The sequence below is a fragment of the Sinanaerobacter sp. ZZT-01 genome, assembly GCF_035621135.1.
Lineage (GTDB): Bacteria > Bacillota > Clostridia > Peptostreptococcales > Anaerovoracaceae > IOR16.
Genome location: NZ_CP141728.1, coordinates 2,216,651 through 2,234,306, shown reverse-complemented (window position 1 = coordinate 2,234,306; position 17,656 = coordinate 2,216,651). Strand labels below are relative to the sequence as shown.

The following is a 17,656-nucleotide window of genomic DNA, read 5'->3' as shown; positions in this document are numbered from 1 at the left end:
TTCCTCTTTTTTCTATATCATGCGAAACTGCAGTAAAGGTTCTCTTCGACGATAGCCAAAACCACTTGCAGTTTACAGCTTCTACTCCAATAAAAAAACAAGGGGTACCTAGCGGCCCCCTATCGTGTTTCTTATACTTATTTTGCTTCTTTCGTCTTGATTCTTGCTGCCTTACCGGTTCTCTGACGCATGTAGTTCAGCTTCGCACGTCTTACACTGCCCTTACGAATTACTTCGATCTTGGCAATCAACGGTGAGTGAATCGGGAAAGTTTTTTCTACACCAACACCGGAAGCGATTCTTCTTACCGTAAAAGTCTTAGATAATCCACCGTTTTGTTCTTTTAAAACAAAGCCTTCAAAAATCTGGATTCTTTCACGAGTTCCTTCCTTGATTTTGATGTGTACTTTTACTGTATCGCCCACTCCAAATTCAGGTACCTCTGCTTTTGCATAGTCCCGTGCAATTACATTCATAATATCCATTGCTGTATCCTCCTTCCTCCATAGACGTTCTTGGTATCCCAACGTGTATTCTCACACTTTATCCAGCGGACCGCCCGTAATACATCACTAGATAATATATCATGTCCTTTTATTATTTGCAAGAATTATTTATTTCATTCTAGCTGATTCTATGTAAAATTAGCATCAAATCCGGTCAAAAGTCACTACTTTGCTCAAGCTCTCGGGTGTGTCCGGTCATAAACGTCCTTAATGTGATTTTTCGCGACCGAAAGATAAATCTGCGTTGCCGCGATATCTTCATGTCCTAATAAATCCTGCAAGGACTTTAAATCCGCCCCGTTTTGTATCATATGCACCGCAAAGGAGTTTCTGAGAATCTGTGGTGTAAGTTTATGCTCAAGCCCTGCGCCTTTCGCATATTCTTTCATCAGTTTCCAAAGTCCCTGCCGCGTCATGCGTTCTCCATAATAGTTTAAAAACAAGGCCGTCTCTTCTTGTGATTTTTCTCTTAGAAATTTAGGACGCACTTCATAAATATACGTTTCCAAGGCTTGTCTTGCCGGTCTTCCAAGCGGAATAATTCTTGCTTTTCCATGCTCTCCTGTACAGGTGACAAAACCGATACGCAAATTGATATCTTCCACATTGGTTCCGGTAATTTCACTCACTCGAATCCCCGCTGCATAAAGCAACTCTAAAATTGCCTGATCTCTAAGTCCCTTCATGGAAGTATCCGGCTGGTTTAACAATCGCTCCACTTCCTCAATGCTTAAATATTCCACGCTCTTTCGTTCAATTTTCGGTGAGCGGATATGAAGCGTCGGGTCTTCCTTTATCACACCTTTCTCAAATAAAAACCGAAAGAAAGAACGCAACGACGCAATTTTACGATTGACGGTTGAACCTGATTTTCCCTCATTTTTTAATTTTAATAAATAAGAGACTATGTCTGTATTACTGGCTTCACAAATGTCGGTTGCGGCTCTTCCTTTAAAAAAAGTAAAAAATTCTTCCACATCCCTCCGATATGCAGTTAAGGAATTTTGGCTCAATTTTTTTTCCCCTTCAAGATAGCTCATAAAATCCATTAAATAATTTTCCATAAAAAACAACCCCTTCTTTTCCGCCTTATTCTCTAAAAAAAGTATATCTTACTGAAATGATGTTTACAATCATAACTTTTAAGTATATTCAGGACTGGCTGTTCATAAGTATAAATGTAAAGGAGTGATTCTCATGAAAAAAAACATGTATAGCAAATTGATTCCTCTTGCTATTGAAAGAAATACGACTATTTTTTCTGTCCTTTTTTTCTTTCTAGTGGGTATTTCTATTGGAACGTTTATGGAACTGATGCTTTCTGCTCAGGATAAAAATGAGCTGTCTCAATATCTAAATGCTAACCTTTTCGCAGAAAATATAACTTCTTTGCCACAGATATTTATAAATTCACTCGGAAACAATCTGGGGCTGTTAATTCTAATTGCACTTTCGGGAATTACTGTCATTGGGTTTCCGGTTGCCTTGCTTTCAGTAGCATACAAAGGCGTCACCCTTGGTTTTTCATCCGCTCTTCTCTTAGAGACCTTGTCTTTAAAAGGTATTGTTTTAATTTTGTTGACCATTGTTCCTCAAAATATCATTTTAATTCCGACTTTTTTATTAGCCGCAGCTTGTGCAATTAATTTTGCAGGAAATGCCATCTCCGCTCGCAAAACCGGAATTAAAAAGAACCTGACAAACAATGTCGGTTCTTATCTTGTATACTATATTCTTTTCTCAATCGTCCTGCTGGCAGGATGTCTGATTGAGTCTTTCATATGCCCAATCTTGCTGCAACTAATAGGATAGCATTGATCGTTTTTCCATCAATGATTTCCCCTTCAATTACCATTTTTTTTAGCTCTGCCACATCGTATTCAAATAAATCAATGGCTTCATGTTCATCAAAGTTTGTTTCCCCTGCGTTCAATCCAGTGGCAAGGTATAAATAAATGATCTCGGTAGAATATCCGATCGAGGAATAAAATGCAGATAAAAAGGTAACCTGATCCGCCGAATATCCCGTTTCTTCCTTTAATTCTCGAATGGCAGTAATCATGGGTTCTTCTCCCATTTCTTTTTTACCTGCGGGAATTTCAAGAACCACTTTTTCCGCAGGTTTTCGAAATTGTTTAATCATCAGCATTTTACCTTCGGAAGTAAGCGCAGCAATCCCAACACCACCATTATGTTCTACGATCTCACGATAAGAGGTTGCTTCCCCTTTCACTGTAACTTTATCCTTCCTTAAATTTAAAATAGCTCCCTTATATATCATTTCGGATGAAATGGTTTTTTCTTCATAGGTCATGACACAATCCCCTCTCTGTATTTTATTTACTCATGCTCCTCGACTTTTCTGCACAGGTATGTACCGCTTCTATAATAGAAGAACGAAATTTATTTTTCTCTAAGGAACGAACGGCTTCAATCGTCGTTCCTCCGGGTGAGCAAACCTGATCCTTCAGTTCCCCTGGATGCAATCCCGTTTCTAAAACCATTTTCGCCGCTCCTAATACCGCCTGTGCTGCAAAAATATAAGCCTGCTTCCTTTGCATACCCTCTAAAACGGCTCCGTCAGCCAAAGCCTCGATAAACATATAAGCATATGCAGGACTGCTACCACTGACTCCAACCACAGTATCAATCAAGGATTCCCCTATTTCCTGAACTCTTCCGATACTGGAGAACAAATCCATTACTTGTACAAATGCTTCTTCACAGACCGATTTATTTCGGCTGACAGAAGTCATTCCTTCACCAACCAAAGACGGCGTATTCGGCATAACTCGAATGACACCGACACCACGAAGCATAAAGCCTTCTAAATAAGAAATGGAAACACCTGCTGCAATGGAAACCAGAGTTTTTTGCACACTTACAGAAGCAGCAACCTGAGGCATTACCTGTTCAAATGCATTTGGCTTCACTGCCAGAACCACAATATCCGTATTTTCCACAAGTTCTTTTATGCTCTCCGTATTATGAACGCCCAGTTCTTGACTTAGGATTTGTGCCTTTTCTACGTGATGATTATAGACATAGATAGAATCCGCTTTTTCAGGGTTCACTGCCAAATATCCTTTTATAATCGCACCACCCATATTTCCCGTTCCAATAAAACCGATCTTCATCGTTCACCTCTATTTCTTGTTACTATTCTGATCCATAACCTAATACTCACGATTTCCCAAAAAAAACCGTGCCTTTTTCAGTATCCGCTGTAATTTTTCTAAGAATATCCATCTTCTTTCCGTTTACAAGCACCATCGGAATTCCATAGGCATTCACACGTCTTGCGGCTTCGATCTTCGTTAAGATACCGCCGGTTCCAAACTGGTTGGTTCCTCTTGTATCAATCTCCTGAAGCAGTCCATCGATGTCATAAATCTCTTCAATCAGCTCCGCTTTCGGATCTTCCTTTGGATTTTTTTCATACACACCGTCAATATCACTGAATAAAATTAAAAGATCCGCATTCCACAAGTTTGCAGTTAATGCGCTTAACGTATCATTATCCCCTATTTTTATTTCATCGACACTGACACTATCATTTTCATTGATAATCGGAACCACACCCTCATCGACCAAAGTAAACAGCGTGTTTCGTATGTGTAAATTTCTTTTAGGGTCTGCAAAATCGTCTCTGGTAAGCAAAAGCTGCCCTACATGGATACCATATTCTATAAAAAACTCCTTATATGCCATCATTAATTCCACCTGACCGATTGCGCACAATGCCTGCTTGTAATTAATATCTCCTTTTCGACTCCATTTATTTATCGCACCGATGCCACAAATTCCGGCACCTGACGAAACGATAATTACTTGTTTGCCTTTTTTAATCAATTCATCAATTTGCTCCACAATATTATGCAGTGTTTCGCGGTTTACTTCACCATGTTCATCCGATAATGTATTACTTCCCAGCTTGATTACAATTTTTCGGCTCTCCTCAATTAATTCTCCTATGGTACTCATTTCTTCTTAATGCGCCTTTCTACTGATTTTTTCATTCTCCTTAGGCTCGAATTAGACTCGAAGCTCTACCTCTTCGCCTAAGCAATCTTTTTCTTCCTTGAAAATAGGCTCTAAATATTCCGATACAAATTCCTCTGTCTGCTGAGAGGATCTTCCGATGTAATCCTCTGGTGTCAAAAGCGTCTCTACGTCCTCTAATGTAAGTCCAAATGCAGAGTCTTGAGCAATACGCCGCAGTAAATCATTGTCAAGGCCCTCCTCCTTCACACGGTTTCCGGCTTCCATGGAATGTTCCCGAATCTTTTCGTGCAGTTCTTGACGGTCACCGCCCTTTTTCACCGCTTCCATTAAAATATTCTCAGTTGCCATAAAGGGAATCTCACTGAGTATACGCTGGCGAATCACTTTCTCATGTACAACCAAGCCTGTTGAAATATTAATGCATATATCTAAAATTGCATCGCTTGCCATAAAGCTTTCCGGAATTGACATACGCCGATTTGCAGAATCATCTAACGTTCTTTCAAACCATTGTGTGCTTGCCGTGTCTGCGGGATTCTGTGCCAGATTCATTACATAACGAGCCAAAGAAGCCGCACGTTCACTTCTCATTGGGTTTCTCTTATATGCCATTGCTGATGAACCAATTTGATTTTTTTCAAATGGTTCCTCCACTTCCTTTAAATGCTGAAGCAGGCGGATATCATTTGTCATTTTATGCACACTTTGCGCAATGCCGGAAAGAACTGAAAGAACACGATAATCAAGTTTTCTCGTGTAGGTCTGCCCTGATACCGCAACTACTTTGGAAAAACCCATCTTTTCCACTACCATGCGGTCAAGCTTCTTTACTTTTTCCATATCCCCATCAAAGAGATCCACAAAACTAGCCTGCGTTCCAGTCGTTCCCTTTACACCTAACAGTGGTATTTCTTCAATCAAGCGATCTACTTCCAGATAATCATAATAGAAATCCTGCATCCATAAAGCCGCACGTTTTCCTACCGTCGTTAACTGTGCCGCTTGAAAATGCGTAAATCCAAGAGTCGGCATATCTTTATATTCCAATGCAAAACGACTTAATCGATAAAGCAGACGGATGAGCTTTTTGCGAAGTAAGCGCAAGCCGCTTCTCATTACAATGATATCGGTATTGTCACCTACATAAGCACTAGTTGCACCTAGGTGTATGATTGGCCGCGCCTTCGGGCATTGCAGTCCAAATGCATAAACATGAGACATAACGTCGTGGCGGGTCTCTTTCTCTCTCTTTATTGCATCTTCATAATTGATAGCAGACGCAAACGATTTCATTTCATCAATCTGTTGCTGATCAATCGGCAATCCCAATTCCATCTCCGCTTCTGCCAAAGCAATCCATAGACTTCTCCATGTAGAAAATTTTACATCAGAAGAAAAAATATGGGACATTTCTCTGCTTGTATACCGAGCAATTAAAGGGTTTTCGTAACGATCTGTACTCATGCTTACACTCCTTATCCATAAAACACTGGTGTTTATTTACTTCTATAATCTAAATAATATACTACATTTTTATAGATATTTCAATTGCTTTCCTATCAGAAACATTGAAAAATTCACCTATATATACAATTTTTCCAACTCTGATTTTTTAAAGAAGGCTTTCATTTTACTAGGTAAAATACATTTGAATACCTCATTTACAAAACCTTCATTTTATTTATATCAAACAAAAAAACTACCAAATCATGAAAAAAATGTAGAAAAATGTCGCCATAAGTGTTAGAATATAAAAAATATTCAGTATAATAACTCATGAAGATGGGGGAAAGGAATGATTCAATATCTTTAATGTCAAGAGATTCACTCAAGCTGGATAAGTAATAGAAAGGAAGGTAACTCTTATGAAGACAATCAAAAAAAGTATCCTAATAAAAATATTAATCGGAAGTGTCATTCCCGTTATATTATCGCTTTCCATCTTACTTGCTTTGATTTTAAATTTAGTAAAAAGTGAAATTGAAATTCTAACTACTGATTCATTAGCGGCAAACTCAAGGCAAGCAGCCTATCAAGTCAGTGAATTTTTTACGCAATATTTAAAGATGAATGAAACATTAGCACAAGACCCGGATTTAGAGAATTATTTTAAAGAAATTAAACCGGGAGTATCTATAAAAGACAGTCCTCAATTTGCAAACGTTAAAAGCAGTTTGGATCAAGTGGCTGCTCTTGATACCGACAACATTATGGCAACATGGATTGCAGATTTTGACTCAAGTCAGCTTACACAGTCCGATGGCTTCACAAGCAATGCCGACTGGGACGTCACATCAAGAGAATGGTACCAAAACGTAACGGATAAGCAAACGATTATTCTTTCTAATCCATACATAGACACAGCTACGCAAAAATTAATTGTCAGTACAGCGGCGCCTGTTTACGACCGTGCTACAAATAAAATGATTGGTGCTGTAGGCTTAGACTTAAACCTCGAAAAGCTCAGTCAGATTATGGCGGATTATAAACTGGGAAACGATGGGTCCTTTACATTCGTTTCTAATGATGGAACAATTGTTTTTGACCGTGACGAAGATAAAATTATGAAAAGCATTTCTGATATCGGCTTTTCCAATGAAATTTTAGACTTATATAATAACCGCACAGCAGGATATACGCCATATTCTCGGGGTGATTTGAAGGCATATGGATATTACAGCCTGATCGGTAATACTGGATGGAGTGTTTTGTCTTCTATCTCAAAGGCTGAGTATTATCATACCTTTAATAATACTATGAAGCTTTCTTTCTTCATTTGTATTATCATTATGCTCATCTTAGTCGGAATTATTATCCTGATATCAAGGAGCATCGTAAAACCTTTAAAGCACCTCTCCGATGTTGCAAACCGAATTGCGGATGGAGACTTGGATATCCAAATGGAATTTTCCTCAATTGACGAAACCGGTCAGGTCGCATCTTCGTTACAGCGAACTGTTCTCAGATTGAAGGACTATGTAAAATATATTGATGAGGTGTCCGAAATCTTAGATCAAATAGCAACTGGAAACATGCTATTTCATCTAAAATATGATTACATTGGAGAGTTTGCAAAAATCAAAATTTCTTTATTAAATATTCAAAAAACCTTTACGCAGACATTCTCTAACATTTCAATTTCCGCCGATCAGGTCGCAAGCGGTTCCGATCAAGTTGCCAGTGGAGCACAGGCTTTATCACAAGGTGCCACAGAGCAAGCCAGCTCCATTGAAGAGCTATCCGCAACAATTAATGAGATTTCTCAGCACATTAAAAATAACGCAGACAATGCAAATCACGTCAGAAGCGTCTCAAACCAAAATACAGAGCAAGTTTTAAATGCAAACCGCCAAATGAAAAATATGGTTTCGGCTATGGATGAAATCCGCAATGCTTCCAATGAAATTGGTAAAATTATTAAAACAATCGATGACATCGCATTCCAAACAAATATTCTTGCACTCAATGCCGCAGTGGAAGCAGCGAGAGCTGGGTCCGCCGGAAAAGGTTTTGCTGTTGTAGCCGATGAAGTACGTAACCTTGCCGGAAAAAGTGCCGAAGCTGCAAAAAATACAACTATCCTTATTGAAAGTGCAATCCAATCCGTAGAAAAGGGAACACAAATCGTCGATCAAACAGCAGGTGCACTGGAAAAAATAGTAGATGGCGGACAACAAACTTCACAGCTTATTAGTGAAATTTCCGATGCTACAAACGAACAAGCTTCTTCCATAAATCACGTAACCTTAGGTATGGATCAGATTTCTTCCGTTGTTCAAACGAACTCCGCTACCGCAGAAGAAAGTGCTGCCGCCAGTGAAGAGCTTTCCAGCCAAGCACAATTATTAAAAGAACTCGTTGCTCAATTTCGCCTGGCAGACGATGTCGATGATACGACTTTTATAGCAACACCATGTGAACCTGAATTACAAATGGAAAATGTAAAAAATACCACTCCAGACATTCCATCTTGTAAAGAAGATCTAAATTTAAAATATTAACCATTGCATATCCTTAAGATAATGCAAAAATGGCAGCTAGAAATTAGCTGCCATTTTATATTTCTTGTGTGATTATTTAATATTTTTATTTGACTGTGGAAATCATGCCTCCAAATCCTTATTTAATGCATATGTTTTAGCACTTTTCTTTTTATTTTTCAAGAGTATTTCATTCTGCTTTATTGTTCCTTCCGATACCTCCTATACCTAGATGCAGCTGACAAAATCAATATTGCAAGTATCATCAAAGCAAGGAGAACTGCTAATAGTGGATTTTCTTGTGCTGCTTTCTTTACAATTTCAAAGACATTCAATGCTTCTTTTTCCTCTTTTTTCTCCTCCTTTATACCTTCCCCTCCCTCGGTTGCGCCGCCAGAAGCTTTCATCGCTTCATCTTCTTTTTTTACTTCCTTTTGCTCATCAAGCTCAGCTGCCTGCAAGGATTCCGCTTTCTCACTTTGCGATTCGGAGAAAGTAGAATTCGGTTCTGTGGTTGTGGTCTTTTCTCCGGTATTGTAGTACCCGTCATGCTCACCGCTGTCGCTTCCGTCACCGATTCCGGTTCCCGTACCGCCGCCTTCGCCTTCTGTTCCGTGATCATCGCTTCCATCCCCATTGCCGTTTCCACTCCCGTTGCCAGATCCACCTCCGCCATCCGGCTTATGCGGTGGCTTTTCTTTTTCTTCTTCTTCTTTTGCCACAAGATCGAAAAGTGCACTTAAGTCTGCATTTCCTTCGCCTAAAGTAAAGCGTTTTGCAGCGGTAATGTCAGAATCAACTCCTTCATTGGTAACTTTCAGAGAAGACAGCTTGTATTCTTTTGCCGCATCGTCTGAAACAGGAGTGGATACCGTTACATCCACTGTACTTCCCGCATTCGCATAAGCTGTGGATTCTCCGTTCACAAAAATGTGCTCTCCCATTACAATTTTATAGCAGGAAGGCTCTCCAAGCTCCGGATACCGCGTTCCCTGTGTCCAGATTCCGCTATGTACCTCGTCACCGCCATCTAACAGGTAAGCAATCTTTCCTCCCGTAAAGGCCTTTTCAGGCTGCATCACAGGTTCAGAGGAAGCTGAGGATAAGGATGCAGACAGTTCTTCTTTGGATGCTTGCAAATCTGACGCACTGTTTCCCAGCATCCCAAGCAGTCCATTCATGCCAGACATACTGCTTTTCTCTGACTGCGAGCTGTAGTAATAGCTGTTTTTCACTGTTCTTTCTGTCACATGATCACTGAGTCCGTCCACGCTGCCGTCTTTATTGTACCAATAGCTGTTCTCTATGGTTGTGACATACTCAGTTCCTACTTGTATCGCTTTGCAGATTCCGTAGGAAGCGGTTCCGTTTACCTTTCCGGTGCTGTAAGAATTTTCGATTCTGTATCCCTCTCCTGCGACACCTCCGGCGACACCGCTGTCTCCGGTACAGGAAATTTCTCCAGTACTGCTGCACAAAGAAATTGTTCCTGCTGTTTCTCCATCGTTTAGTGAAGCAAGCTTTCCAATGATACCTCCGGCAAATCTTCCTGTCGAGCTTACCGTGCCACTATTTTCGCATTTTGAAAAGCTTACCATCTTCGTAATTGTCCCCATGATACCACCGGCCGCAGCAGCTGCTCCGTCAGCGGTCACCGCACCACTGTTTTTGCAACTTTCGATGACTCCCAAAATATTATCATTAGCCATTCCGGTAATACCGCCAACGCTTGTTTTCCCCGATACATCCCCAATATTTTCACACTCTAAAAACTCTATTCTTCCTGGATTTGTTGATAAATCAGAAAGACTCCCTAGAATGCCTCCGGCACTTCCTGCTTTCGACAGAATATTTCCTGTATTTTTGCAGTATTCCAAATTCAGAGGTTTTGTCATTTTTCCCAAAATACCTCCGGCATAACGCACGCCTTCTACCGGTCCCATATTTATGCATTCCTTAACCTGGCTTCTAGCCGCTGAGATACTGCCCTCATTTTCATCGGTTCCTGCAATGCCTCCGGCTGTATCCGAAGTGCTGGTTACGTGTGCCGCATTTTCACAATTTTTTATGGAAGCTACTGTCATATTGATATTCCCTGCAATACCGCCGACATTATTTTTGCCAGAAACATAGCTCTTACTGTCTGTCGTGCAATTCTGCAGATAACCTATGGTTTGTCCAACAATGCCACCCACTGCCTTTGCATCTTTTCCCTCTACACTCAATGATTTTGCATGGCAATTCTGAATGATTCCCCGATTCGTATTGACAAGTCCACCAAAGGTATCGCTTCCCTTCGCCTGCATCGTTCCGGAAACCGTTACATTTTTGAGACTGCCGCTCGATCCAATATGCCCAAACAGCGGTGTTGTACCATTCTCAACACTTATTACATGGCCGTTTCCATCAAAAGTTCCTTCAAAAGGAGTGGCTTCACTCCCAATGGATTGTGACCACCCCGACAGAGTAATATCATCCCCTAAAGATAGAATCTTCCCTATATATCGTTCTCCGTTTTTCACATTTTCAGCTAATTTTTTTAATATATCCTCATCTGTGATGTCCTCCAGCATCTCATCTGTAATCGCATAAGTAATCTTCCAGTGTGCATATAAAGTAATGATCTTTCCTGCGCCCTCTTCTTGTAATGGTTTTGTAAAATCCCATTCCAGCCACCTTTTCGAATCGGTTGACCATCCTATAAAGACATGCGTTTCTGTTATGCCGTTTTCCTCCGTCGCATTCCATGTCGGATTTTCCGGTCGGATTACCCGATCTCCCACAATCAGCTCCTGCTCCGCAGGAACCGTACTGCCTTCCTCTGCAGTCGGTCCATTCAGGTCAAAACGTACTGTTGCCTTTTCTTTATATTTTGCATAAATCGTCATATCACCTGTAATCAAGGTGTCAAAATTAAAGGCTTGGCTTAACGCCTCGTCTGCGTACCACCCAGAAAAGGCATACTCTCCTTCCGCTCCTTCTATCTTTTTCACCGGGTTTTCAGAAGGTTTCAAGTCAGACGCTTTTGTGCCAAACGGTACCTTCGTCCTCTCTATAGTTTCTTTCCCGTCAATTTTTCCACCTCTGAGATCAAAGGTTATGGTAAATTCTTCATTGTTTTTTTCTGCAAAGGTAACGTGAATACTCATAGAAGTGCTGGATGGCAGCTTGTACTGCAATGTATCCTTTCCGCTTCCGCTATACAGAACCGCACCGTCCGAATCCACTACCTCAAACAGGGCAGTGATAGAGCTTTCATCCGGTGTCACCTCAAACATACTTTCTTTTTTTATTGCTTTATAATTCAGCCCTTTCTGTAGATCTGCACCAGCAGCAGAGCCCTCTCCGCTCACGATCAGCTCTATTTCATATACCGAAGGATGTGTTTCATCTGCAAAAACAGGATGCCCTGCTCCCTGTCCCCATAAGTCTTTATGGGCCTTTGTACCGCCGTCCATCAAATAGGCGGCATACCCGCTTTCAAAATCCTCCTGTTTCATCGATTTTGAATACTCCGCATCCGCGAAAGAACGGTCTGAAAGCAGATGGTAACAGTTTTCATTCAGTTCATAACCAGCCCCGCATACCGCTCCGACATTTGAAGCTGATGAAGATTCTATGATACCGGCATTAAAGGAATCGGTGATCTTAGACAAAGCACCAGAACCTGAATTTTTCTGAAGCCCAATCATCCCTCCGATTCCTGATGCTTCAGAAGCCTCGGCTTTGATTCTTCCCGTATTATAGCAGACAGAAACAATACGCTTACCATTTTGCTTCGACATCGCATCCAAGACACCGAACAACCCTCCGACGAAATCTTCTCCTGATACGGCTCCTTCATTATAACTTTTCGATACCTTGTCGGTCATTTCACCATAGCCGGCCAAACCGCCGACATACATTCCTCCGCTCACCTCTGCAAAGTTTGAGCAGCTAGAAAATTGAGTTCCGTGCTTTGTATCCCACCGAGTATTCTTAAAATAACCGTTTTTTCCAGCCAAACCGCCAATGTGAGCTTCCCCTTTTATCGCTCCGTCCACTTCGGAATTCCCTAAAACTCCTCCGTAAAAACTTCCTGCAATCCCGCCAACCTGACTGTTTCCTTCTACTTCTGCACGAACTTTCAAACCTGAAAGAGTACTATTTACAATACTTCCTGCGATACCTCCTGATTCATTTTCTGACTTTACCGTTCCGTCAAACGACAGATTTGTAAGATAGCTATCCGTATTGTTTGAGATATCCGAATTCTGCTCGCCTGCTACGCCCACAATACCACCAACTTGATGCATTCCAGATACATTACCCTGAATGCTCAAATTTGAAAGATTGCTTTCATTAAGACTTCCTGCAACTGCACCGGTGTAGCTTCCACCTTCAACATTCACATCTTCCAACATCAGATTCTTGATTTCTCCGTTTTGCACCGCTCCGAACAAGCCTGAATAATTCGTCTTCCACTGAATTTTCAAATTTTGAATTGTCTTTTTATTTCCGTCAAAGTACCCGGAAAACGGTACCCCAGAGGTTCCAATCGGTATCCAGGAATCAATATTTCCTAAATCCAAATCCGATTCCAAGCGGAAATAGCAGTCTGCATAAGTATTCCCTTCATTGACACACTCTGCCAGATACTGCAGTTCTTCTGCAGAAGTAATCGGATAAGGATACTCTTTCGTCCCGGCTGACAGTGCATCCACTTCGCTCCAGTGCGCATACAAAACCGTGTCCTGTGCTACCGTAGCAAGATTAAAATTCCATTCGATACCACCTATTGGTTCGGTATACCAGCCTGCAAATTTATAAGCGGTGTGCTCGTCCTTATGTACCCACTGCGGATTTTTCTCCGGCTTCTTTATTATCCCGTCCTTCTCCACCTCCTGATCCCGAAACGCTTCCGGCAGCTCTTCCCCAGCCCAGCCTTCTCTGTTTAGATTGAAGGACACAAGGAACTTTCCGTTTGTACACCATTTCGCTTTTAAAACCAAATCCTCCGTTACCGCCTCTGTAAACAAGTATTTCTCATTTCCGGCATACCAGCCATGGAACGTAAAGCCGGTCTTTTGCGGCTCGGCAGACGGATGCTCCACTACGGTTCCAAAAGGAACACTCGCAGAAGGAGCAGGGACATCCCCCCAATTTCCGCCATCTAAATCATACGTTATCTTTACCTTTCCTTCCCCGTTCTGAACAAAGACCGGAACGACATACACATTTGCTTCCGGCATAATAAAGGTAACTTCCTCGGCCCCGCTTCCTGCGCCATCTGCTTTCACTGTATTACCACTTCTGACTTCTGTAACAGAAAGCTGCTTTAAAAACCAGCCTTCCTCCGCCTGCACCTTCACAATTGCCTTTGTGCCACTATTTGTATACGAGGCTCCATACTCATCCAAGCCTTCTATGGAAGCACTTCCACCCTCTCCCTGCTTCAAGAAAATCCGGAAAACCGACCCATTCTCCTCGTCTGCAAAAATCGGAAAGCCTTCGCCCTGACTCCAATCCTTTGTTCGGGAATAAGTTTCTCCATGATCGAAAGTGTAAGCGCCTTCTCCGCTTTCAAAGAAATCGGAAGACTTTGCTTCGACAACAGCACCATCTACTGGACTTTCAATACTCGAATCCAGATAGTAACACTCCTTACTTCTCTCATAACTGCTTCCGGCAATAGCCCCTACAGCGTTTCCGGAAATATCTCCCGTGTTATAGCAGCGACTGAAGGTTCCCTTTGTGTCAATTCCCCCTACAAGGCCGCCTGCATTTCCGACTGAAGCCGTTACCTCCGCTGTATTAAAAAGCATATAAAAATCATCATCCTGATTAAAGTTTTCCTTTGAAACACAACCGATGACACCGCCTGCATTTCCCTTTGCACTTACGTTTCCACCTATAACTCCCAAATGATGAAAACCTCCACAATTCAACATTTTACCTATGACTGCACCCACATTGTTTTCACCTCGCACTGAACTATTCTCCAAATACAAATTTGAAACAAAGCTATCTTCTCCCACATATCCAAAAAGGCCTTGATTGTCAAGCTCCGATGCATCAATCTTTAGGTTAGAAACAGTATGGTACGCTCCATTGAACTTTCCAAAAAATGGATGTTCTTCTGTACCAATCGGGCTCCATTGCTCAATTTTCTTTAAATCAATATCACTTCCCAATTCAAAGTATTTCCCCTTATATCCATTCTTTGCACTTCCTTCCGTTCCTTCGTTTACTTTTTTCGCCAGTGCCGCTAAAGTATCCGCGTCCGCAATAATACAAGGATTTTTGGTTGTTCCACTTTCAAACGAATCAATCAGCTCCCATGCGGCATACAGCGTCAATCTGCCTCGCTGCTCAATTGTTCTATCCTTTTCCCATTTTTCTCCCTTTCCGTCCTTTTCTGTGTACCACCCTAAAAACTTATATTGCATTCCCGGTGATGCGGTGCGGCTCACTTCCTTTGGCGTAAATTTTCCTTCAAACGAGAAACGCTGTGCTTCCTCCGGCTCGGTACCGTCACAAGGATCAAAGGTGATATACAGTGCATCCTCATTCCATATGGCAGTCAATATAAGGTCTGCAGTCAGTGCGGTTTCAAAATCATAAGGAATATCTCTTTGTGTATCCGGATTGTCTCCGGCAAACCAGTTCTCGAAAAAGTAGCCTTCTCGCTCAATTAAAGGCTTCGAAAGATACTTTCCATATTTTACCTTAGTCGGAATTTCTCCTTCTATAATGGTTCCTCCATCCAGATTCCATGTGACATCTATGGTCTCGGGCGCATCGTCTGCCTTCTTTTGAAAAATAGCTTCGGCAATTACGCTTCTGCCCGGATTTTCAAAGGTAAATACAATCTTGCCGTCAATTTGATCTTCTCTTGACTTTTCCAGCTTATTTCCATCTGTATCCGTCAGGTTCAACAGCTTCAAAATATACCCGTCCTCCGGCGTTACTGTCAAGTGTAAGGATTTCTCAATAAGGTAAGGCTTTGCTTCCGCATCTTTCCCAAAGACGATTGTCCCGCCTTTTTCCTCCCCTGCTTCATCCTTCACCTTACACGTAATTTTTCCCACTGCGAGAATATCTTCATCCGCAAAAACAAGATAACTATCTCCCTGTCCCCAGATTCCAGAAAAGGTTTTTTCTTCGTCTACTTCTACTGTATTTAAAAGAAAAGCTACCTCGCCATTTAAAAACGCAGTCTCCGGTTTAGCAATCGCCACCGAAGCGTCCTCAGGACTTTCCACGCTGCCTTCTAAGAAATAGCAATTTATCAGATTAGACGTACTGGTGCTAATTCCGCCTTTTTTCCCTAGGGAATCTACGTTTCCTAGATTATAGCAATTTGAAACAGGGCTGCTTGCAGTTTTTCCTAAAATGCCACCTGCTTCTTTTTTGCTTGCATTGACTTCACCAATATTATAATTGTCACTCAATTCACAGACTGATGAATACCCTATAATACCTCCTGCCGTTTCCGATGAATCTACATCTCCGCTGTTTTTGCTCCGCAGTATTTTACTCTGCTTTGCCTCTCCGGTAAGTCCACCTGCCCGTTTTGTCAACGCTTCTATTTTTCCTTCGTTGGAGCTATCTTGAATGCAAGACTTCTTACTTGCACTCCCTCCTAAATTTCCTACAAGCCCACCGACATACCATTCTCCCTTTATTCCTGCTGTATTTTTGCAGTCATTCATTTCTACTGATGTACCTTTTCCGGCTAACCCTCCTGCATACATTGCCTTCGTTCCTTTTACTTCAATTCCCCCATTGTTTTCACAGTTTGAAAGTATCATAGTCTTTTCAATTGATTCTGCATTTCCTATCATTCCACCAGCATAATAGCCTGTAATTGTTACCGCACCGCTGTTTATACAGCCGATAAGAGAAGTATCCATTGCATAGCCTAAAATTCCTCCCGAGGGATAGTCCTTTGCATTTGTTTCTGTCTTCCAGCCTCCGCTGATGCTTCCTTCGTTCGCACAGCCTTCAAAGTTTCCTTCCTCAGCAAAGCCAGCAATGCCTCCCATTCCTCCACTATGTGCCAAATTTTTCGTTGCCTCTGATTCGGAGGTAATGATGCCTTTGTTGCTGCAATCTGTCAAATCACTCTTCTTTACATAACCCGCAATTCCTCCTGTACAGATTTGATTCTTCTTGCCATCTTCCGATAAATTTAAAACACTTATATTGGTATCATTTCTGCAATTAATAAATTTACTCTCCTCTGCGTAAGCAGCAATGCCTCCCGCATAGATATTTTTTGCTTCTGCCGTTCCCTGTACCGTGCTTCCCTCACCAATCTCTGTATTTTTAATTTCCGCATTTTTTATATATCCAAACAACCCGATGTATTCCAGGCTTGAGGTTTCCATCTTTAAATTTCTTACCTTGCATCCGTCGCCGTCAAACACACCGCAAAAGGGATGTTCTTTTGTTCCGATCGGCGCCCATTCCTGAAGCTCTAAGTCAATATCCTGCGTCAGCTTCAGCGTTTTCCCCTTAAAATCAATACCGCTATTTACTAATCCCCCTAATTTTTTTATACCTTCCGCATCAGCAATAAAATAGATGGCACTCTGAGTCGTTGCTTCATACTCCATTATATTCGGCAATCCATTCTCAAAGGCAAGCTCCAGTGTTTCCATAACCGGCTCAGAAATCATTTCCTTCAGAGCCTCTTCTACCGGTTCTTCCCTATCCTCTTGATTTTTTATCACATCATCTGTTGTAGCCGAATCCTCCGAAAGAACATCTTCGCTTTCTTTTTCTGTTTTTTCCATTTCGCTAAATTCCTTTTCATCTGCGCCTTCTTCTGTTTCTTCCTTCTGATTATCAGACTCTTCTCCTGCCGTATTCTCATCTTCAAACATATTTTCCCCTACATCAATCCCCTCATCCTCCGATACTCCCACGGCAGAATCTGATTCTTTATCCTTGCTACCCCCGTCTTGTACAACGCTCTCCGTTCTCCCTGACAGCTCTGTACCCCTATCTTGTGCGTAGCTTGCTCCCACCGGTATGATCTGCCCCAAAATCAAAACCATGCACAGTGTCAAGCTTAAAAAATAGTTTCTTTTCTCATGCTTCATTCTTTCTACCGCCTTCTACTTTAAAATAAGGATGTGCCTATCATCCAAAAATGAAGACACATCCTTCTCCTCTCCT

9 protein-coding genes are annotated in these 17,656 nt (G+C 41.6%); 2 read left to right on the top strand and 7 right to left on the bottom strand.

The window, feature by feature from the left end:
* Window positions 1-137 precede the first annotated feature (137 nt).
* Both rplS and xerD read right to left on the bottom strand, forming a co-directional pair.
* A complete protein-coding gene (gene rplS / locus U5921_RS10670; protein ID WP_324823180.1) occupies window positions 138-485 on the bottom strand; it encodes a 50S ribosomal protein L19 in 348 nt (115 codons plus the stop codon).
* 194 nt (window positions 486-679) lie between these two features.
* The gene (gene xerD / locus U5921_RS10665) at window positions 680-1,570 is read right to left on the bottom strand and encodes a site-specific tyrosine recombinase XerD (protein ID WP_324823178.1); all 891 of its coding nucleotides are present in this window, start codon (window positions 1,568-1,570) and stop codon (window positions 680-682) included.
* A gap of 133 nt (window positions 1,571-1,703) precedes the next feature.
* Between xerD and spoIIM the strand changes: the two genes are divergently transcribed.
* Complete coding sequence (spoIIM, locus tag U5921_RS10660) at window positions 1,704-2,318, top strand: stage II sporulation protein M (protein ID WP_324823177.1); 615 nt, start codon at window positions 1,704-1,706, stop codon at window positions 2,316-2,318.
* Here spoIIM and U5921_RS10655 read toward each other — a convergent pair.
* The 4 genes from U5921_RS10655 to purB are packed head-to-tail and all read right to left on the bottom strand — an operon-like array spanning window position 2,284 to window position 5,975.
* On the bottom strand, window positions 2,284-2,820 hold the full coding sequence (locus tag U5921_RS10655) for an NUDIX hydrolase (RefSeq protein ID WP_324823175.1): 537 nt from the start codon (window positions 2,818-2,820) through the stop codon (window positions 2,284-2,286). The two genes, spoIIM and U5921_RS10655, sit on opposite strands and share 35 nt — an antisense overlap.
* Before the next feature lie 22 nt (window positions 2,821-2,842).
* Window positions 2,843-3,643 carry a pyrroline-5-carboxylate reductase gene (gene proC / locus U5921_RS10650; protein ID WP_324823173.1) on the bottom strand — a complete coding sequence of 267 codons (801 nt, stop codon included), beginning with the start codon at window positions 3,641-3,643 and terminating at the stop codon, window positions 2,843-2,845.
* A 46-nt stretch (window positions 3,644-3,689) separates the two neighbouring features.
* Entirely contained in the window at window positions 3,690-4,490 is an 801-nt protein-coding gene (gene proB, locus U5921_RS10645; protein ID WP_324823171.1) for a glutamate 5-kinase, read from the bottom strand.
* Between the two features lie 51 nt (window positions 4,491-4,541).
* The gene (gene purB, locus U5921_RS10640; RefSeq protein ID WP_324823169.1) at window positions 4,542-5,975 is read right to left on the bottom strand and encodes an adenylosuccinate lyase; all 1,434 of its coding nucleotides are present in this window, start codon (window positions 5,973-5,975) and stop codon (window positions 4,542-4,544) included.
* A 401-nt stretch (window positions 5,976-6,376) separates the two neighbouring features.
* Between purB and U5921_RS10635 the strand changes: the two genes are divergently transcribed.
* On the top strand, window positions 6,377-8,512 hold the full coding sequence (locus tag U5921_RS10635; RefSeq protein WP_324823167.1) for a methyl-accepting chemotaxis protein: 2,136 nt from the start codon (window positions 6,377-6,379) through the stop codon (window positions 8,510-8,512).
* Between the two features lie 179 nt (window positions 8,513-8,691).
* Here U5921_RS10635 and U5921_RS10630 read toward each other — a convergent pair whose 3' ends face one another.
* A complete protein-coding gene (locus U5921_RS10630) occupies window positions 8,692-17,580 on the bottom strand; it encodes an InlB B-repeat-containing protein (protein WP_324823165.1) in 8,889 nt (2,962 codons plus the stop codon).
* Window positions 17,581-17,656 lie beyond the last annotated feature (76 nt).